The following is a 21,031-nucleotide window of genomic DNA, read 5'->3' as shown; positions in this document are numbered from 1 at the left end:
TCCCTGAAACAATAAAATCGGTGGAAGATAAGGTTATTGCATATATGCTTAAATATTGGCCTATGTATTCAAATTCCGCTTTTGAAAATGCCGTTTTGCTTTACAGCAGAAAATATAAAACAAATCACTTTAATATTTTTCAAGCGGTAAAAATAGGAAGATACCGCGGCTGGAAAGATGAAGAAATTATTCAGGCCGTTTTACTTAACATAGTAAGCGGTTATTACTACAGCATAAGCGGAGATTTATATTTGCAGCGCCAGTGGAGCAAGGTAAAAGCGACGCTTCCGCAACCGGGTCAAAAAACTATGCAAAATGCAGAAACCCGAAAAGCTCTTCCACCTCCGAAAGAAAACTTACAAAAAGCCCTGCCTCCCGCAAAACAAAAAACCGTTTCGACCGATATTGATAAAGATAAAAAAGAACGGAAAAAAGCAAAAGAAATTAAACCGAAAATAAAAAAGGTAAAAACGCAAAAGAAAATATCCGAAAATAAAAAAACGGAAAAAAAACTTCAAGAGAACAAGACGGTACCGAAAACGCCTAAATTATTCGTGTTTAAAAAAAGAGAAAAACCTATTCTTCCTGCACAGCCGGAGCTGAAACCGGCAGGTTCAATTGCCGAAATAATACAGCTTATGACAGGCTCAAGTTATAAACTGCATAAGGGTATGTTTTTTGAAAATATCAGAACTTCTATACGAAAAGAGTTGGATAAACAAACCGTACAAACGGTTTCGGTTTTTAAAAGCGAATACGTAGATGCGGAAAATCTGATATATGATTTTTTTGAAGAAAATTACGACAATCCTTTCCAAAACTGGGAGGCTTCGGAACAACATAAGGGCATTGAAAAACTCGGCTTTATTTTGCCGAGTATCGAACCGATAATAAAAGATTGGATACGGGAGAAACTATGAAAAAAAAACTTAATTTAAAAACACCTTTTATTTTTTTATTTATCCTTATTTATGCTTCTGTTGCATTTACGCAAAATCCGCCCTCCGAAGAACACACATCGGATAAGGAGCAAAAAAAATCCGAAAACGGAAAGACTGAGGAAACCTCAAAAAAAGAAATTTCCGAAACGGAAGAAAGACGCAATATTATTCTTTACGGTCTTGCAGATGATATTCTTGAACTTATAAAAACCTTGCAAAACGAAAAAGAAGATGGCTTCGATTCCGATTTGCAAAAAATATTTACCGAAACAAAGGTTCCTGCCGTTAGAAATGCCTTATTCGCTTATTTTGCACAAAAGAAAAATTCTTGTTTAAAAACGGACGCTCTTATAGTTTTAGAAAACCGTTACGAATATCCGAAAGATACGGTAAATGCCGCAATCGCTTATATCCGCGATTTGGAAATTGCGGACGGTATTCAATATTTACGCGAAATTTTAAAAGACGAAGATAGCGATTATACGGCGATTTCGATTACCGCCTTAGGAAAAATAGGGGGAGCGGAAGATGCCGTTTTCCTTTCCGAATTATTTGAATCGGACAGCTCAAAAGATGAAAAAGAAACGCTTATTCTAAAACAAAATATTATGTTTGCATTGGAAGAATTGCATAGCGGTGAAACTTGGGATTTCCTTGAAAAAACTGCGGCGGATACGGAAGAAAATTCTATAATACGAGGAACGGCGGCGGCGGCTTTAGGAAAAATCGGAGATGAAAAAGCGGTCCCCGTTTTAACGGAACTTTTTGAGGACAAAGACCCCGTTTTGCGTACCGCCGCAATTAAGGGTCTTGCCGGTTTTAAAACCGAAAAAGCCCGAGCCGTTCTTTTACAGGCTTTTAAGGATACATACTACAAGGTGCGGCTTCAGGCAATTCAATCGGCAAAAGAAGAAAAAAATTCCGCTGCGGTTCCGTATATTTTATACCGGGCAAAAAAAGACCCTGAAAATACGGTACGGATTGCAGCAATAGAAGCCTTATCGGAATTAAATGACGGCGAATCGAATGAATGGATTAAAGAAGCTTTTAACGATGAAAAAACGGGTATTACGCTTAGGCTTAAAATTGCAGAATATTTTTTAAAGAATAATTTTGATTTTATTTATGCTGATATCGAAAAAGAAACGCTTGTATCTCTTTCAGCTTCAAATAAACAAAAAAACAAATTCGCTTCGGAACTCGGTAAGATTATTTCCAAAATAGAAAACGGTGCAACCGCTAAAATTGCAGAAGCCTTTATGAATCATAAGGAAGTTTTATTTAAAAGCATAGGACTGGATATGTTTAAATTAAATAAATATTCTTCACTTGCACCTCTTGTTTCTGCAATTGCGGAAAATGAAAGCAACGGAGCGTTAAGCCGCCGAGCAAAAACTCTTTTAGAGCAAGCAGGTTCAAAATAAATGTCCTGCCGCTCATGGTCTTCCGAAGCTCTTATCCTTTCCGTTAAAGATTTCGGAGAAGGGCATCGCAATGCGGTTTTACTTTTGCCCGGAGAGGAGCACTGTTCACGCATTTTGGAAGCCGCCGTCTTCGGAGGGCCGAAAAGCAAGATGAGAGGACTTGTAGTACCGTATCAAAGCGGAACCGTTTGGCTTTATTCAAACCCGATAAAGAATTCCAATAAGATAACCGATTTTAAAGTAACGGAATACCGTATCGGTTTAAGAGATAATTTAACGAGACTTTGGTGTGCGGCCTTTGCTTCGGAACTTGCGGTAAAGTTAAAGGGTAATATCGATTGGGAAATTCTTAATTTTTTTTTAACCGGTATCGCCTCTTCAAATGAAACGGAATGCAGAACGGCTTTGCTGAGGTTTTTATGGCGTGTAATTATTTTTTCGGGTATTGCACCTGAAGTGGAAACTTGCAACCGCTGCGGTTTACATTTAAGCGGAAAAATTGAGAATTTGTCCTTTGTAAAGAATAATGAAAACGAAGAGGTTTTATTTTATATCCCTAATGAAGACGCCTGCGTTTGTAAAAACTGTTTACAAAAAGGTGAACCTAATTTTAAACTTTCTTCGGAAAGCCTTTTATATTTGTTTGCGGTAAAAAATTTAATCCCTAAAATATCGCGTACACTGGATATTTCGGAAAAAACATATTCGGAATTAAAACACTTTTTATTTTATCTTATAAAATCCCAAACGGAAGGAACTTTTAGAACTTTAGAGTCTGGAGATTTTTTGTTTTGACAACAGTGGGAGAATTATCCGACTTTTAATTGATTTAAAAACTTCTTGTTTTAACGTACTTTAAGCCGTATTTTAAAATTAAAAAACCTGCAATTCCATAACAGGAAATTGCAGGTTATAATATTTTTTTAATTACTTATCTTTTTAATACCGCCATTTCATAATTTTTATTGGTAAAATATGCAGCAATGATATCATTAGCATAAGTACCGCTAAGCGGAACACCCTGACAAATTGTGTACTGCCGAATTCCCGAACTTGCAGGTACCGTCATAACAACCCAATTACCTGTGAATTTAGCTTCATCTGTAAGGCCATCTTTTACAACATTATCACTAGCAATTCCGTCTTTTAACCAAGCCATACGAACAGAATTTACAGAACCAAAGAACCCATTGTGATAATATGAAATATATGGGACTTGTTTTCCGTTCTCTTTACGTACTCCAATTTTTAAATAAGCACCGGGATTCATATATTTATCCACTTTTGCGATTTTAAAGTCAGATGATAAAGGTTTAGCTCCTGTTACCTTGGCAGGAGGAAGATATGCATATTTTACGCCTCCAAAACTGCTAGAATAATAGCCTATGTGCAATCCGTTTGAATCATCAAGCATAATATCAACATACAATGGGGCACCTCCGTCAATAATAACTGCATTATTTTGCCATTCGTTAGTTTTACGATCAGTAGCATTCATTGCAGGAGCATTATAACTTGTTCCTATATCACGATATGAATACACCAAATTTCCATTTGCAGCGTCATACCATACAGCAATAGCCCTATTTTCTGAAGTCAGCGCCACAGCTACATAGCTACCACTTTTATGTACTGTCGTGGTATCTGCTATGACTTCATAACCTTGAGAAGAACCGGAATTGTTAGGATCACTACCACCACCATTACTATCAACATTATTGCTTATACCACCGGTTATACTATCAGCTGAATTCACAGTACCATAACGGAATTTTACGGGTAATTTATCATTATTACTGTCATAATAAACAAGAGCAATTTTTGCTCCGCTTCCACTTCCTCTTACCGATAATTTCGGAATCTGAACGCGATTTACATCATAAACCCCTCTAAGTTTATTATAATTATTTTCAAGTCTTCGCCTATTCGTTCCACCATTATAATTACCATTATTACCAATAGCATTAGAGCCTTGCTCTCTAGAAAAGAAAGTAAAACTAGTACTGCTACTTGCTCTGTCGGTGTTACTTGCACCACCATACATATTACCAGCATCATCATAGCCTATTATTGTATTATGATACTTACTATAACACTGCTCGATAATATATTGTGCAGCCATTTGCGATGAGGTATTATTTACCGTGCCGTTTTTCATCATATGAAAACTCATTGCACCAGTACCGGCTAACGAACCGTACGACATATAATAATTTGAATCCTTATCCATCACAAATTGAGGACTATCCATAAAATTATTATCAATAATCGACTTCATTTCCCATACAAATAACTTACGTCTTGCCGTGAGGATATTGTTATTTATGCCGTTGGCTTCAATATTATACGGTTTTGTTATATCAACCTTGTTATTGATTGATTCCACAGAGCTTACGGTAACAGTTAAATCACCGCTCGCTTGATTAGTATGTATTGTTAAACTGTCCAAACTGCCTGCAACGGAAGACCCGTTAATTTTAACGTTACCGCCGTTTAAATTAAAGCCCTTTATTTTCACGGTTTCTCCGGCCCTAACCGGATATTCTCCCGTTGAAGCCCTGGAGAAAGCACCCTTGGCAACACCGTCGGCATTTTTTAATTGGGTTTCGATATCCGTAACATAAGGCACAATATTTACGGTTGCCTTGGCTTTGTTTGAAGTATAATCGTATAAATAAGCCTGCGTACATTCCGTAGGAACGCTGTTTTCAAGCGTAACAGTGTTTCCTGCCGTACCGCTTATACGGGTTAAATATTGCTTTTCTCCGTTGTTTTTAAATACAACGAACTGCCCCTGCTTTGCATTTGCAAATACGGCATTTTCCGCCTTGGTTTCGGAACTGCGGGTTACGGTAGTAACTGAAGGAAGATGTTCGGTATCGGAAGAGTCTCCGTCCCCGTTTCTTCCGTCATTTACCGTTATTTTTATTTCCTTTCCGGTACCTACACTTGCCTTTTCAGTATCCCAATTAAGAGTCCATTTTACATAGTAACCGCTGTAATCTGCCGAAACCGTTTCAACTTTTAATTCGGCTCCGTCGGAATTCATATTTTTATCGGAAGTCCAAGTACTGCCGCTTCTTTGAGCCGTAACCGTTAAAGAAGAAGAGTTTGGAAGCACCGCAGAAATTTTTTCGATTTTTATATTATCGTAAGCAAAACCTCTCAAGCTTACCTTACCCGATACCGATGAGCCTGCGGAAAGTCCTGAGATATTTGCAATTTCAATATGCCCGTTAAGCCTTTTGTTTTCATACAAAGAATTATCATCTTCGCCGTTCCAGTGGAAGGGTAAAACCGTTACCGTAGGCTTTTTGCCGTCAACGGCATCAAAGAGAGTTGTAATATCTATTTTTGCAAAGGCTGAAGTAGTTCCTGCAGCAAGCCCGTATGCACTGTCCCACAGTTCCAGCTTTATAGTTGTAGGGTTACCGTCGGAATTACCTATCGTATCTATATGGCTTTGTAAATCTATTACGCCTCCGCTTGAAATATCCGTAAGGTCTTTCAAAACGGTATCATCGCTTTTTTTAAGCCTGTACTTTACCTGTCCCTGTCCTCCGGTAAAATTAACGATTATCTTTGAATTCTGTTTATTTTTAAAAGCAAAGTTTTTACTCTTAAAAGTGCCGGTATAATCCCTATTTGAATCGGCCGTTATTGTAAGAGCATTGTTATCCGTATTATTTATAAAATCTACAGATGAGCCTCCTATATCCGTGCTCAATTTTATCGAGTTTACGGTTATCGGCTTATTTTTTACCAGAACGGCTGCCGTAACGGGGCCGTAGATATTTCCGCTTTTATCGGTTACTTTATAATGCAAAGAACCGTTACCGTCGGAAAGAGAACTTAAATCTATCAAGCCTTTCCATGTGCATTGGCCGCCCAGCTGACGGGTTATCCTGTTTGAAGTATCCGTTTCGGTTATAAGGGTTTTAGAAGTTTCACTACCGTTTACGCTTACCCAAACCTCCACTTCTTTTATACCGGAACCGTCATCGTTTGCAACACCATGTACAATCCAATTGCCTGTACCGTTATATATTAAAGTATTCGGTTTATACAGAATATAATTATAAATTCCCGATGTAATTGCCGGAGTAAAGTTTATAGTATTGCCGTTTACACTGCTTACAGTCAGTACGGTATTTCCCGCCAATATTTTCGCTCCCGCCCCGGAACTCGCATTACCGCCTAACTCCGTTACTTTTTGTGCAAGCTGAACATCGCTGATTGATGAAGCGGAAAAGTTTCCGTTATGAATATATACCGCTTCGCCGAAATCGCCTGTAGGGGCAACGGTATCGAACCTGAAAGTAAAGGTATTTTCGGAAGTTAAACTCGTTGAAGTATTCTCGGTAATGGAAACCTTTATAGAAAACTTGCCGCCCGCAGATGAAGACATAGTGTTTAAATAAAGAGGTATGCTTAAATCGTAATTGGAACCGTTGGGCGTAAGCCAGTTTGAAGGCATATTATTTTGAGTTAAACTATACGATATACCTCCGTTCAATTCCGCAGAAGTAATTTTCACTTCTTTTATGCCTGAAGGGTCGGTTAATTTTGCAGTCAATTTTTTACCGTTTCCTATCCACATATTAGTTTCATAACTTTGCGGAGAAGAAGAGCCTGACGTATTATCTATCTTCGCTTCCGTAATTAAAGGAGCCTCTTTGTCTACGACTATTTTAATCGGAGCCGTCCATTCGCCCATCATGTTATTTGTTTTATTTTTTGCGCGAAGCCTGAAATAAACATCTTGTCTCTGACTTGTACCGTTAAAGGCTCCGTTTCCGTTAATTTCGATACGCCATTCCGCACCGCCTGCCGTATTCGTATTGGGAATAAGCTGACCGTTTCCGCTTTGATACCAATCCGCTGTATAAGATGGCGAAGAGGAATCCGTGCCGAAAGTACAGTCGGAACCGTTTGAAAAACTGCCGTTTTTTGAAAACTGAATGTATACCTCACCTACAGCCTGCGGGCCGCCTTTTACCGCGCTTGCAGTTCCGAATATCTGAATTGTTCCGCCTACAACGGCTTCCGCTGCGGGAGAAAGAACTCTTACAACCGGTTTTGTTCCGTCCGGGTTAAAAAGAATCTCTTTTGTATGAACCTGTATATTACCTACGGAATCTTCAGTGCGTATATATAAGGGGATTTTATAATAAGCGCCCGCGGCTTCTCCATACATAGAGGAGTTAAGTACGGAATCCAAATTAACCGAAAAATTCCATGAACCCTTAGTGGAAGCGTTCATATCTTTCCAACCTGTATCGTTTTCGGCAGGCACGGAAGACCTTTTTCCTATTATCCATTTTGTACCTGTTTCTTTAACCCCGGAATAAAGGTCCGTAATTGTTCCGGAAACGCTTATTTCTCCCGCTTGAGGCTCGGAAGGCAGAGGATAACTTATATCAATAGCGGGAGCCGTTTTATCAACTACAAATTCCATATAGTCGCTGTCCGTTCCGCCCGTAGAACTTTTTGCCTTAAACCAAATTTTATGGTCGCCGTCGGTAAGAGAGGCTATATTTACATTAGCCTTATACCGTATTCCGGGAGACGTTTCCAAAGTAAGGGCCTTAGAAGAATCCTCAGGAACATTTTGATTATCTACATCGTAATAAATTTTACCCGTATCGCCCAAGCCAGTAACATCGGCAAAGATATCAAAATCGGAGCGTACATACTTATCGGTTAAACGCACAGGCCTTACTCTTACTCCGCCTCCTGCCGAAAGATATTTACATACAAATAAACCGCTGTTAGCCGAATTTCCGTCATCATAAGCGACAAATTTATTCGATTCTGCATTTGTAACATCGGTACCTTCAACCGATATTAAATAATTCCCCTCGGAAAATCCCGAAGGAAGTTTACACTTAAGTTTTAAATTGGTGCCGTCAACACTTATTACATTATTCGATAAGTCCGTACTTGTCAGAGTGCTAAAATCCAATATCTCAGTTTTTACAAGATTCGCTTCGATAAAGTTTTTTAAGCTGTCGCTTTCATCTCCCGTTCCGTTCCATTTGTATAAATTTACTTTGATATTACTTGCATTATAGTTTGCAAGCTGAGAGCCTCCCGTAAGCGGAGTATTATCTTTATTGGGAATAAGCTCTACATTTACAAAAGTTTCTACCCCTTCTTTAAAAAGAGCCGTAGAAACGAGATTTAAATCAAAAGAGCTTTTTTCCATATTTTTTACGTTTGTAACTCTAAATCCCGGAGATTTGCTGGGGTCCAATTTAAAAGCGCTTCGCTTATCGCTCATCATAATTCTTTTATCTTTTAAAACCGCCAATGCTGAAGTATCGGAACGCAGCTGTAGTATTTTTTTCTCATGCTCGTTATTATTGGAACCCTTTTTACCGGAAAAATAATCGCTTATTACTTCGGCAGTGTAGCCCATTGCAATTACGGAAGTGTAAATTTCACTTTTCAAATAATACCATTCGGAAATATTCCCCTTTCCGTCGGCATTACTTCCTCTATATTCACGGGCATTATCGGATAAAGAAAGAGCGGCTTTAACCGCGGAAGATGAGGATACGGAATTTTGAAAATCCGTATAATTCGTTTCCCCTGCCGAGGTCATTACCGTATTTATATTTTTTCCTATAAACCTTTGAACAACGGAAACGGAGGTTCCGGGTACCGCAGCGGACAGTTCTTCTACCGTATTTCTTTCACCTGCCAATCCTACAATCGAAAAAACCGCCCCGTATTTATCGGTAACCGGAGGTTCCTCGGACAGGCCTGCATAGGTTGAAGGTCTGTCAACTATAAATACAGGAGGAGTGTTATCTATTTTATAATTTTTTGTAATTTCTACTGATTTTCCGTTAGTACCGGTAACGGTAACTATAGCGGTATATTCTCCGTCAGGTATGGGATACAGTTTTACAAGTTCATGCCCGGCCTCCGTACCCTGTGAAGTATTATCTATGTTTACAGTCCACATTACGGAAGAACCTGACGATGAATCCATATTGGCGGAATAAGTTTTTGTTCTCGCCTTAGTTTCAATATTTTGAAATACAACCGACACCGAATCAATACCGTCATCGTGTCTTGCAACACCTTTTAATACAAAAGAGCCTTTTATCGGCGTTTCTCCCGTATCCGGATAAAGTATATTCCCTTCCGGGTAATAACCTATGTCTATGGCACTTCCCAAAGCCACATTTTGTTTACATGTCGAACCTGTGATAATGACTAATACAGCCAATACGGATAATAAAGATTTCCCTATCTTTCCCATACAACCAACCTCCATCTAAAATAAGCTAAGCGAAGATTTTTTCAAAAATCGAGCGCCGCTTATTTTCCGCCGTTTTGCAGCACAGCGAAAAACGGCCATATAATATTAAAAGTTTGCGGTAAGCAAACTTTCATGTGTTTTTAAGCGCTGCCATTTGCAACGCTTAAAATAAACACCCATCTAAAATAAGCTAAGCGAAGATTTTTTCAAAAATCGAGCGCCGCTTATTTTCCGCCGTTTTGCAGCATAGCGAAAAACGGCATTTCAATAAAACGGCGTTTGCCTAAAAGACAAACCTGCCTGTTTAAAACCGCTTTTATATATACCGGTTTTAAATCCACTTTTTAACCCGTAATAAATTTACAAAGTTAAAATATATCCAACCTTACACCTGCCGAAATATGCGGAACAACCGATTTTATTTTCGATGTTCCTGCAGAATTAACATCTGTAGGGATAAACCACAATTGTCCTTCGGTAAAAAAGGAAAAAGCGGAAAAAAACTTTTGTTTATGAAATTTCACTCTCGGGAATTCCAATTGAACAAGCATCGCAGGCAATACTTGCGCTCTCTTGCTTTGCGTATCCGTAAAAAGCGAAAACTGTGTTCCAAGCGTGATATTCATATATAACCATTTCCAATCGGGACCGAAATAATATCCGAAAGGAAGTGTATATATATTTGCCAACAGCTTTAACGAAATTATATGCCCGCCGTAACGTATTTTAGCTTTTCCGTAAATTGCATTAAACTGCGACTGTAAAAACTGACCGTAATGAAATTGCAGCTTTACGTTATTATCAAAAAAACTTAAACCTACACCCATATTCCATAAAGATGCACCCCAAAACCCGAGTTCAAAATGCAATCCCTGTATAAATTTGGGTACTCCGTAATTCGCCTTATCACCTTTTCTCAGTGAAGCTTCTACACCGGAAATTTCCGCATTATCGGAAGTTATCCCTGTAAATTCTATAGAGCCGTTATATTTTCCGCCTTCTCCCGGAGAAATAAGCAATATACTCGGAACGGTTTTATCTATTTTAATAATAGTACGGCATACGGCAATTTCGTTATTTTCCATAGTTGCCCGTACAAGCAAAAAGTGATTTCCCTCTGTCATATCTTCCGTTTCAATTCTATACTTCCACTCTTTTCCGATTTTTGCGGAAGTAAAGCTTTTCCCGTTATTAAAACTTACCTCAACCTTTTTAACCCTCTTTGCCTTAAAAGTTCTTTTTTCTTCAGCGGTAGCCTGCTTGGAATTTATGTTTTCAAGTTCTTCTTCAGAAACGGTATAACCTGCCCTGCCTTTTAAATAAGGTCTTTCTATAGCAAAATCACCCATAGAAAAATTATCGATAGTAATCCACGGCCCGATTTTTTCGTAATTTATACCGTGTGCATTGGAAACAATAATTTTACCGTTTGAAGTCATAGCCCTTATTTCTATCTTATGACTTCCCTCTAAAAGAATCTCGGGAGTTAATTTAAACGAAACATAAGAAGTTTTGGAAATATCCGTACTTTCAATTTGATTACCGTCAAGATACAAAACCGCCTGAGCAATTTTTTCATCGGAAATCACCCTTCCGTAGACATTAAACTCTCCGCGAACGGTTTCTCCGTTAAGCGGATATAACAACTCAATCCTATTTTTATCCTTTTTGCGGTATACATCGAAATTCAAAGCTGTCTCGGTAATATTTTCCGCCTTATCCACACCGCTTATTTCCAAATTATACCTGCCTTCGGCAAGTGCGGAAATATCTATTTCTTTTGAAACGAGTAAATTTGTTTCAAGTTTTATTTCCGCAAGTTTTGAAGGTACTTGGGTTCCTGAAAGACTTTTAATTTTAAGCGTTACACCTTCAAGCGAAATATTATCCCGAGTATGTCCCGATACAAAAAGTGTAGAATCGAGTTTTGCTCCCGAAAGCGGGTATTCAAATTTTAAGATAGGCGGAGTATTATCTATATTAATTAAACTGGAAAATAAGGCGGTTTGTCCGTAATTATCCGTAGCTTTTACAAATACTACATGAGTTCCGTCATCTATTATATGAGTATTCAAAGTATAATTCCAATTTTCCTTACCTTCTGCAAGAGTAAAGGTATTTCCGTTATTAAAAGAAATTTCCACCTGCTTAATACCGTTTTTATCGGAAGCGGTACCGGAAACCGTTATTGTACCCTTAACCGTTTCGGAAATAGCGGGAGAGGAAACGGATGCGGAAGGAACTTCCAGCGAAACACGAATTTTACGTGAAACCGGAGCGCTTTTAACACCGTAAATATCCTCCCCGTAAACGGTAATAGTATGCTCGTTGTCGGTCAGCTCCTGTAATTGCACGGGAACGGCAAAGCTGTTTTTAATATCCGCCTGTTTATACGCTCCGTTATCTATTTTGTAATAAATCTTTGCGGGAGCATCGTCATCATAAACAATACCGGAAATTTCAAAATCTTTGAATATAACCTCATTATCAAGCGGTAAATGAAGCTCGATTCTGGGTATGTCTATAGAGTTATCTATCGAAAAATCGAAATTATCGAATACTTTTACATTACCTGCCGTATCCGTAAACCTGAACTGCATATTTTTATTTATGGGTTCCGCGGCGCTTCCTATAATCAAATGCGGCAAGCTGTTATATTCAAATTCTTTCCATTGAGAATCTTTACCGCCGCTCTTATATTCCGCCTTAACACCGGGGAATTCATCGGAAACTTTAAATACCGCATAAACCGAACCGTTAACTTTATCACCGCTTACAGGTTCAATCATTGTAACCTCCGGAGCGGAGCTGTCTTTATAAAATACCCTGTTTACTGCGCTTTCTCTTCCGGCTTTATCTTGAGCTCTAACCTTAAGTAAAATAAGCCCGTCTTCCTTTGAGCTTACATTTATTACCTCGTTAAACGATGTTCCCAACGGAAGCCATACGCCGTCATCTCCGATAGAATATTCCGCCGATTTTATACCCGCACCGTCCGAAACGGAACCTTTGACCGTAATTGAATTTTTTATAAAAGAAGGTTCTTGCGGCATATCAAGTATAATTTTAGGTACGGAAATATCCGAATATATATCTATAATCGGACATGTATAAACGGCTCCGTCAACATCGGTTATTTTAACTCCCACACCCTTAAAAAGGCCGTCTTTTGAGCAAAACAGTTTTATAAGATTCCCCTCGGTTTCCGCAAAAACCCCCGAGCCTCCCGTAACTTGAACGCTTTCTATTGCGGCTCCGGTTGCCGAAAGATAAACACCCGGAATATAACCGTTATCGGATAATACTATTGCACCCGTATCCGTTTTATTTCCGGCAGCCCATGCAAAATACCCTTCTCCGTCCCGTCCGCCGGAAGCTGCAACGCCTATGACCAAGGTTTGAACGGTCTTTCTGTCAAGAGTATCGACGGCGGTTACGGAAACCGTATAAATACCCGTTTCGGATTTTGCAGTTACGGGAGATTTAATTATATATTCCGTTTGCCCCGGCTTAATTTGAACGGGAGCTTCCCCTTCTCCGTTAAAACCTGCGGAAACGTATTTTAACCCCGCTTCGGCTTTTACGTATATATCGCAAGAGTCGTTATTATATGACGGAATAACCGTTTGCCCGTTTTTAAAAAGAGCGGAAGGAGCCCCTCCCGCCGCCTTAAACTTTACATTCACGGGATTGCTTCGGATTCCGTATTTATTTACGGCATAAACGGTAAGAGTGTGTACCCCCGAAGAAAGACCGCTTTCAAGAACATTAAACAGACTTAAAGAGGCCTGAACGTTTTTTTCTTCTCCGTTATCGATTTTATACCGTATTTCATTAACCTCATAATTACCGTGAATCGCCCCTGAAATAAATAAATCGTTTATAACTTCGGAATTTTCTTTAGGACTGAGTATTTCAACTACGGGCAAGTCTTTTCCCTTATCAATTGCTACAGTCTTTTTTGCGCTGACAATATTTCCGGCAATGTCTTTTGCAATAATTTCTATAACCGCAGACTTTCCGCCTTCCTTCGTTAAATCGAATTCCTTAACCCAATAATAGTTCCCGGGAGTAATTTCAAATTTTCCGCTTTCTTTTCCGCACTTCCATGTAAGAGATTCAAGCCCTACTATGTCAAAGGCCTTGCCCGATACGGAAAAAACGCTTCCCGTTTTCTCTTCCCCGGCCTCGGGATATACAAATTCCACTGTAGGTGCGGTATTATCAACAAAAAATAAAAAAGTATAAATACCTGAAGAACCTTGTTTATCGACGGCTTTAAACCAGCATACCTTAGGTCCGTCGGGAATATTTTTTGTATTTATATTGAGCTTAAAAAAAGATTGTTCGGTTTTTTTGTTATACGACAGCTTTATCTCTTCAAATTTATTTCCGTCATCGAGAGAATATAACAGTCTTTCAATGCCGTTGCCGTCCTGTACGGTTCCTTGCAAAGAAATCTTACCTGAAACAAGTTCTCCTATTGCCTTATTTTCTATATCGGTTTTAGGCTGGCGGCGGTCCAAATGAAAGACTTTCTTTACAGGCACTCCTCTTACACCGTTTACATCAACTCCGCAAGCTTCAACCGTGTGCATACCTTCTTCAAAATCGGCCGTGTTTATATAATACGACCAAAATTCTTTTCCCTTTGCTCTAAAACTTTCTTCACCGCCGTCTATTTTAATCTCTACATAAGCGACACCGTCATCGTCAATACAAGTACCTACAACATTGATGTTACCCGTAATTCCGGCTTCGTTCACGGGACTGCTTATATGAACTATCGGTAAATCCGAATTAGGCTCAATGTACATGTTAAAAGGTCCGTAATACCCTTCATTACCGGCAATATCCTTAGCGGTAATAAGAATATTATATTTGCCTTTTTTCTTTCCGGAAATATCCAGAGACTCCTGCCAGCTTTCAAGCGAGGACATATTAACGGTACTTATATCCTTAGAACCGCCTGCATAAAGCACGGCAAAAAAACACAGATATGCTAAAACAAAGCAAATCCATTTTTTCATATAAACTCCCTAACAGTAAACCCTTTCGGTAAGCAAAAGCGTTTCAGCGCATTATCGACACATAAGTCAAAAATCTTTAATTTATCGAAAACGGTTTGAAGCTAATATCCATAAATTCGATAATGTTGTCAAGCCCCGTTATTTTGAAATGCATCTGAAAAATCCGCTATATAAAGGAAGCATTTAACGTTTTTTCCGATACGAATTTTTACGAATTTCTGCCTAAATTCGTTTTTTTATAAAAATTTAAAAAAATATACATTACCGCAAAATATTCCTGATAATATAGGTGTATTATATGCCGTTTTTCACCGATGCTGCAAAACGGAGGAAAATAAACAATACGCAAGGATTTAAAAATTATTGCTCCCGTTTATTTTATAAAAACTTTATTTATCGGAGGTTTTAATATGAATGATAATTTAAACGAAAAAGAGTATAACCTTACCGCTTACAAAGAGAACATTTCCGATACGCCTGAAGATATGGACTGCCCCTACATTTATGAAACGGATAATCCGGTTTACGGTACGGACGGAGCGGAAGATATAATAGCGGTATGCGCTGCAAATGTCTTCGGAATTCCTTCTTTGTTTCCCTGGCAAAGACTTGTAATTGCAAATATTTTGGACGCCGTTCATGCTGCGGAAGCCGTTATCGAAATTACGGAAAATAAACAAAAAAATCGGACTGATATCATAGCCGAAATTACCGAAAACAAAGAAGAAGAAACTTTAACCGACATTTACGATGAAGACGGAGTTATGCGGGGAAGACAAATTATTCTTCTTCCCACAGGCGCAGGGAAATCCCTTTGCTTTCAAGTTCCCGCCCTGTTACTTGACGGACCTACCGTAATTATTTATCCGCTTTTAGCCTTAATGAGCGACCAGTTCAGGCGTATGTGTGAAGGCGGGCTTGAGCCGGTACTTTTCCGCGGAGGACAAAACACGGAAGAAAGAAAGGCTCAGCTTGCCCGTATGGAAGGTACGGACGGAAAGCCTCCCGCAAAACTTATAATAGCAAATCCGGAGGTTCTTTTGTCGGGAGGATTAATCGAAAGAATTGCGGCTCGTAAAGTTTCGCACCTTGCAATAGATGAAGCTCATTGCGTTACCGAATGGGGAGACAGCTTCCGTCCCGCTTATTTACAGCTTACAGAAATAATCAAAAAATTAAACCCTCCTGCCGTAACGGCTTTTACCGCAACCGCAAGCCCCGACGTTTTAAAAAGAATTTCCGAAATTCTTTTTGAAGGAAGGGCTCACTTGGTCAGAGGGGAATCGGACCGCCCGAATATAATTTATTTTGTAAAACATTGCAGAATAAAAATACCCGCCCTTTTGGAAGAAGTCGAAAAAAGAAAAAAGCCTATGGTTATTTTTTGTTCGAGCCGTAAAAGTACGGAGCAAACGGCCTCATATTTACGCCTTTATTTTAACGATGAAAATATACGCTTTTACCACGCAGGTTTACAGCGCGAAGAAAAAACCGAAGTTGAACAATGGTTTCATATACACAATTCCGCAATCTTAGTAACTACCTGTGCTTGGGGAATGGGCGTGGATAAAAAAGACGTAAAAACCGTAATACATAAAGACCCGCCGCCGACTGCGGAAGCCTATATTCAAGAAGCGGGACGCGGCGGAAGGGACGGCAGTATTGCCGAAGCGGTTTTACTGTGGTCGAATGAAGATAAAAAGAGAATAAGTTTAATGCCGGAAAAACAAAGACTCCGCGCAAGTGTACTCGAAGAATTTGCGGCAAGCGGAAAATGCCGCCGCGAAGTTTTACTTAAAGCTTTGGGAGAAGAAAGAGCTGTCGCCAAGACTAAAGACGATGAAGTAATTGCATGTTCGGGTTGTGATATTTGTTTTAAAACTGCAATACAATATGCGGAAGACGAAGCCTTATTTATCGATTTTATAAAAAGAAATAAAAGAATTTTTAATCAAACCGAAGCCTCGGCGGTTTTTTCAAAAAATTTAAGATTTTGGAAAGCAGGAGATGTAAAGCGTCTAAGCGATGAACTTTTATCCTGCGGTTTAATTAAAAAATATAAAACTTTTTTATGGAAGGATAAACTGGATACTGTAAAATAAGCCTTCAATCACGCGGCTTTTTAAAACTTACATGCAGGTAAAATATTTTTCCGATATAATAAAAAAACAGGTTTTAAAACAAAACCGTTTTAAAACCTGTTTAAAATAAGTTAAAATCACAAAAACCGATTCTGGTAAATAACTCCGCTCCGGTTTATTTTTCAATCTTATCCGAACTCTTTTTGATTACATGTCCAGGACCTGCATCAAACACTACAAGAAATTTCTTTAAATTTTTTGGGTATTTTACTACAAGCTCGCCTTTTTTATCGAGTTTTCCTTTAAATACAACTTTTTTTTCAGGGTCTTTTTCATTCGGATTTTCGAGTCGGATTTCAACACCTGCAGCGCTCGCCCCGTTAGAAAAACCTCCTACGCAAGTAAAGGTTCCGTCGCCGTTATCATATACGTCCAAAAGAGGGGTATGAGCAAACAATAAAGCCGCTCCCAACACTAAAAAACAAACTAAAATCGCCGTTCTTTTTTTCATTTTCAACTCCTTATCAAAAATGATTTTTATGCTATATTCAAGGCTCTTTCGAGCCTTGAAAAACCTTGTATACCTTATTTACCGATAAGGTTTGTAAGCATTCTTCTGCAAGAAGCTTCTACACGAAGAGCAATTTTATCATTGCTCGTATCGGAAGGTATTACCGTAGGAACAATTTTTAATGCGGCCATTTCGGCATTATCCGCACCATACCACAAATGGATATGGAGAGGGTTACCGTGTGCACCGGTAAAAGAAATCAGTGAAAATTTTCCCGCATTGGGCTTATCGGCGGCAACAGCCATAAGGGAAGGCTTGGAATCCGAAGCTCCTACCCTTTTATAAGATGAGCGGAAGATTTCTTTTCCGTTCTTATATACTACCATTTCATTCTTGTCTTTGGAAGTAATAAACTCAAGTTCGGAAAAATCTTCTCCCGAACCGTATGATTTTTTCATTTCGGCAATAATATCTTCTTTTGTGAAGTCTCCGCCTTTCGGATTTTTACCTTTGAATTCTTCGATAAGTTTTTTATATACGGCTTGAACTTCCATGCTCATATTATCATAAATTGCGGCACTGTTCATCCATTTACCGTGTTTTGAAAAATCGGCAAAAGGAGAAGCCTGAATAAATTTAGGCATCATCTTTATAGAACCCATTGTGTTTTCCAAAAATGCGGCTTTGGGCATAGAGGCGCTATAATAAGTAGGCCAATTTGTTCCGTCAAGTAAGGATTCGATACTGCGGCGTCCGAAACGTCCATGCCAATGCATAGGTCCGTCGCCGTGTCCGTGAGGGGGCATTAAAATCATATATTTTGCACTTTCCAAACCGCGTACTTCTTTTACGGCTTCAAAAGTATCCCACATGGCTCCGGCATATTGCTTATCTTCCACCCTGCCCTTATACATATATGTACACTTAAGCTCGACTTCTTTTCCTTTGCCGTCAACAATCGTAAACATCACGGTATTGCTTCCGTCGAATTTTGCCTTTACAATCGGAGTGTAATACATTTCATCTATAGCGGCCTTTAAACCCTCTGTAGTGTAATTGGGCATCATAGCGGCAGTTTCAGTATAAACCGGCTCCATAGACGGGTCATGATTGTAAGCGTCCGCAGTAACCCATTCACCCTTCCAGGGAGCGAGCTCTCCGCCGCCCATCATTTTTTCGGGCATAGACTTGCATGCGGTAACCGACATTACCGCCGCAACCAAAACAAGCACAAACTTTGCACTTAATTTTTTAATTATCATTTTTATTCTCCTTAGGCAACCTGTAATTCAAGGTAATTTCAAAAGGTTGCCGATTTTGAAATTACCGTACAAGACTTTGAAAACCGAAGTCCTTATCACATATTTTAAAACCTACAAAATCCTTTTGTTTTTTGTAAGCTAATATGCCTTTTATAAACTAATCAAAATATCTGCGGCAAAACTTTTTATAGTTTCAGCATAGCATTAAGGGTTTTCAAGAGGTCGGCCGGCAGATACAAAACTGTTAAAAGGTTATTCACCGATATACATTCACTTAAATATAAAAGTTATCTTAGGCTAATTTTTATATTCGGGTAAGGCTTAAATTCGCCTAACCTTACCCGAACCAATCAATTCGTTATCTTTTCTTCTTCCTTTTTGCCGCCGCAGCATCCGCAACCGCAGCCGCTTTTAGGATTTATGTTTTTTTGCCCGCAGCTGCAAGCCGACCTTTTTCCGGTAAATATTTTATAGTATTTCCGTATTGCCAGGACGGCTATTGCAGCCACAATTACGGCAATTATAATTTTTTCAGCCATAATTTTGCCTTTTTGAAAAAATTACTTATTTAGCCTTAGTCGCCTCAATCCAAAGAACGGCATCTTGCGATAATTCTTTTCCCGCAAATTTTTTATCTCGTCCTACACCCAAGGCGGCAAAGCCCCAGTAACCTTCTTTTGTGGGAACAAAAGAAAAACAGCCGTTTTTATCGGTAAGTATAACCGTTGCACTTTGTGAAGTTTTGGCGGAACCCGTAAATTTATTTGCATTCATATCGATATCATAGTTAAGATACTCCACTTCAATTTCCGCATTGGCAACGGGCTTTCCTTTTGAATCTACTACAACACCGCGAAACACTCCTCCTACCCAAACATCGTAAGGTTTAACAAGGGGTAAAATTTCGGGGTATTTATCGGCACATCTTTCAGACCAATCGGTTGCCATTTCGCCCTTGTTAATCATAACCTTGGTAATCTGCTGGATATATGTTTCTTCGGCACCTTCATAGTAGGGATGCGGAACAAGAACTAAAACCCAGTCGCCGGGACCTTTAAAACCGTTGTCTTTATTTAAGGTAAAGTTATAAGCCGATGCCTTATTTTCAAGACTCATAAATTCGGTCTTTTTTAAGTCCTTTAATAAATCGGTTTTTTCACCTTTATGAATGGAAAAGAATTCTTTAACGCCTTTCATTTCTCCGGCTTCGTTCTTTCCGATATCCATTGTGTGTCCGGCTTCGGCAGGGTGTGTAAATACAATTCTAAAATCAACCGAAGTACCTTCTTCAAGCATTGAAGAAGGGGTATAAATCATTTGAAAATGTGCAAATGAACCCAAGGTAACCAAACAGAAAAACAAAATAATTCCTGTAAATTTCTTCATATAAAACTCCTATATATAAAAACTTTCAGCTTTTTTACTTCCTTATTCGCCTTCCGTAAGGGCACTCTTCAAAACGCATCTACAAGGACGGCACACGGATGTTATAAGGAACAGCTCCAAAGCTTCCGGTATTTTATCCGTTTATTCTTTTTTATTCTTTCTTTTTTTCCGTCATCTTTTTAAAAACCGGCGGCCATGCAAACATAACTATAAAAAGCAATATAACTATTATCAGCGCGGCCGGAGAAAACTCTTTCCTTCTTTCATTTTTTTTCTCTGCGGGCTTTTCTTCTTCGGTCATAGTTTCTTCTTCCGTTGCTTCACCCTCGGTGTCACCCTCAGGGTTTTCCATATCGGTTTTTTCTCCGCCTTCTCCGGCAGCTTCCAAAACAACTTGAGTATTTTGAAAACCGCTTTTTCCTGTAAAAGTTTTTTCTTCAAACTCTTTTAACGCCCTAAGTCCTTCAATACCGGCAAATAAAAATGCGCCGCCTATGCTTAAAAACAATACCGTCAATAATATTTTTTTCATATTTTTAACCTGAATCCCTCTTTTTTAACCCTATCTTTTATATTTTTTAATCAATAAAAAGATTATTAAACATAAGTTTATAATCGAAAGCGCTAAGGCAAGTATTGCCGTAAAAGACGGCCCTACATTGGGCATAGCGGAAGTATCGGCCTTAGTCCATGCAAGAGCGGGATTTACATCGGGCCCTTCCGTAGTTTCTTCTTCGGGCTCTTCTTCCTGAATTTCATCTCCGCCCGTACCGTCCCCTTCCCCTTCGGGAAAACCGCCCGGAGGCTCGGGGCCGTCCTTTTCAAGCCTGTTTCCTTCAGCATCTTCCAATACGACGGTATAAGGGACGGAAGGTATTTCCAAATTTACCGTTCCCGTATCGTCAAACTCCGCTTCCGAAATTCTTTCGCCCGAAGTATTCTCAATTAAATAAACCTTAACTTTTGCAGCGTTTTCCCCGCCTTTAACACTTATACTTACAGTTCCGTCTTCGTTGCCCGTTACATCTAAACTCAATTCAGTTTCCGCAAACAATAAAGAGCAGCCTGACACCAAAATAATTATCGCTAAAATCTTTTTCATCTCTATTAACCCCCGAATCCG

General features: G+C 39.1%; 12 protein-coding genes. 4 read left to right on the top strand and 8 right to left on the bottom strand.

What is annotated here, in order from left to right; all coding sequences use genetic code 11:
• Positions 1 to 20: 20 nt before the first annotated feature.
• From DYQ05_RS13525 to recO, 3 genes are read left to right on the top strand one after another with little or no spacing between them, the layout of a single operon-like run.
• The gene (locus tag DYQ05_RS13525; RefSeq protein ID WP_252723475.1) at positions 21 to 920 is read left to right on the top strand and encodes a hypothetical protein; all 900 of its coding nucleotides are present in this window, start codon (positions 21 to 23) and stop codon (positions 918 to 920) included.
• Positions 917 to 2,365 (top strand): HEAT repeat domain-containing protein, encoded by a 1,449-nt coding sequence (locus tag DYQ05_RS01840; RefSeq protein ID WP_206183730.1) that lies wholly within the window; start codon positions 917 to 919, stop codon positions 2,363 to 2,365. Before DYQ05_RS13525 ends, DYQ05_RS01840 begins: the two co-directional genes overlap by 4 nt.
• Positions 2,366 to 3,160, top strand: a complete 795-nt coding sequence (recO, locus tag DYQ05_RS01835) for a DNA repair protein RecO (RefSeq protein ID WP_206183729.1) — start codon at positions 2,366 to 2,368, stop codon at positions 3,158 to 3,160.
• A 136-nt stretch (positions 3,161 to 3,296) separates the two neighbouring features.
• Here the strand turns inward: recO and DYQ05_RS01830 are convergent, their stop codons facing one another.
• Together DYQ05_RS01830 and DYQ05_RS01825 are read right to left on the bottom strand one after the other, a co-directional pair.
• A complete protein-coding gene (locus DYQ05_RS01830) occupies positions 3,297 to 9,638 on the bottom strand; it encodes an autotransporter outer membrane beta-barrel domain-containing protein (RefSeq protein WP_206183728.1) in 6,342 nt (2,113 codons plus the stop codon).
• Between the two features lie 368 nt (positions 9,639 to 10,006).
• Positions 10,007 to 14,668, bottom strand: a complete 4,662-nt coding sequence (locus DYQ05_RS01825) for an Ig-like domain-containing protein (protein WP_206183727.1) — start codon at positions 14,666 to 14,668, stop codon at positions 10,007 to 10,009.
• Between the two features lie 410 nt (positions 14,669 to 15,078).
• On the opposite strand from DYQ05_RS01825, the gene DYQ05_RS01820 reads away from it, so the two are divergent.
• On the top strand, positions 15,079 to 16,770 hold the full coding sequence (locus DYQ05_RS01820) for a RecQ family ATP-dependent DNA helicase (protein WP_206183726.1): 1,692 nt from the start codon (positions 15,079 to 15,081) through the stop codon (positions 16,768 to 16,770).
• Between the two features lie 154 nt (positions 16,771 to 16,924).
• Here the strand turns inward: DYQ05_RS01820 and DYQ05_RS01815 are convergent, their stop codons facing one another.
• The 6 genes from DYQ05_RS01815 to DYQ05_RS01790 all read right to left on the bottom strand — a co-directional run bounded on the left by DYQ05_RS01815 (position 16,925) and on the right by DYQ05_RS01790 (position 21,010).
• Positions 16,925 to 17,260, bottom strand: coding sequence for a hypothetical protein (locus DYQ05_RS01815; protein ID WP_024465978.1), 336 nt, complete (start codon positions 17,258 to 17,260; stop codon positions 16,925 to 16,927).
• 74 nt (positions 17,261 to 17,334) lie between these two features.
• On the bottom strand, positions 17,335 to 18,522 hold the full coding sequence (locus tag DYQ05_RS01810) for a ZinT/AdcA family metal-binding protein (protein WP_024469146.1): 1,188 nt from the start codon (positions 18,520 to 18,522) through the stop codon (positions 17,335 to 17,337).
• Between the two features lie 350 nt (positions 18,523 to 18,872).
• Positions 18,873 to 19,061 carry a hypothetical protein gene (locus tag DYQ05_RS01805; protein ID WP_020964179.1) on the bottom strand — a complete coding sequence of 63 codons (189 nt, stop codon included), beginning with the start codon at positions 19,059 to 19,061 and terminating at the stop codon, positions 18,873 to 18,875.
• 25 nt (positions 19,062 to 19,086) lie between these two features.
• Positions 19,087 to 19,908: a DUF4198 domain-containing protein gene (locus DYQ05_RS01800; protein ID WP_020964178.1), complete on the bottom strand. Its 822-nt coding sequence runs from the start codon at positions 19,906 to 19,908 to the stop codon at positions 19,087 to 19,089.
• A 151-nt stretch (positions 19,909 to 20,059) separates the two neighbouring features.
• Entirely contained in the window at positions 20,060 to 20,440 is a 381-nt protein-coding gene (locus tag DYQ05_RS01795; protein ID WP_206183725.1) for a hypothetical protein, read from the bottom strand.
• Positions 20,441 to 20,470: 30 nt separating this feature from the next.
• Entirely contained in the window at positions 20,471 to 21,010 is a 540-nt protein-coding gene (locus DYQ05_RS01790) for a hypothetical protein (protein WP_206183724.1), read from the bottom strand.
• Positions 21,011 to 21,031: the final 21 nt, after the last annotated feature.

It is taken from the genome of Treponema pedis (assembly GCF_017161325.1).
Lineage (GTDB): Bacteria > Spirochaetota > Spirochaetia > Treponematales > Treponemataceae > Treponema_B > Treponema_B pedis.
Note: the sequence above shows the minus strand (reverse complement) of the source record. Positions and strands in the feature narration are given on the sequence as shown.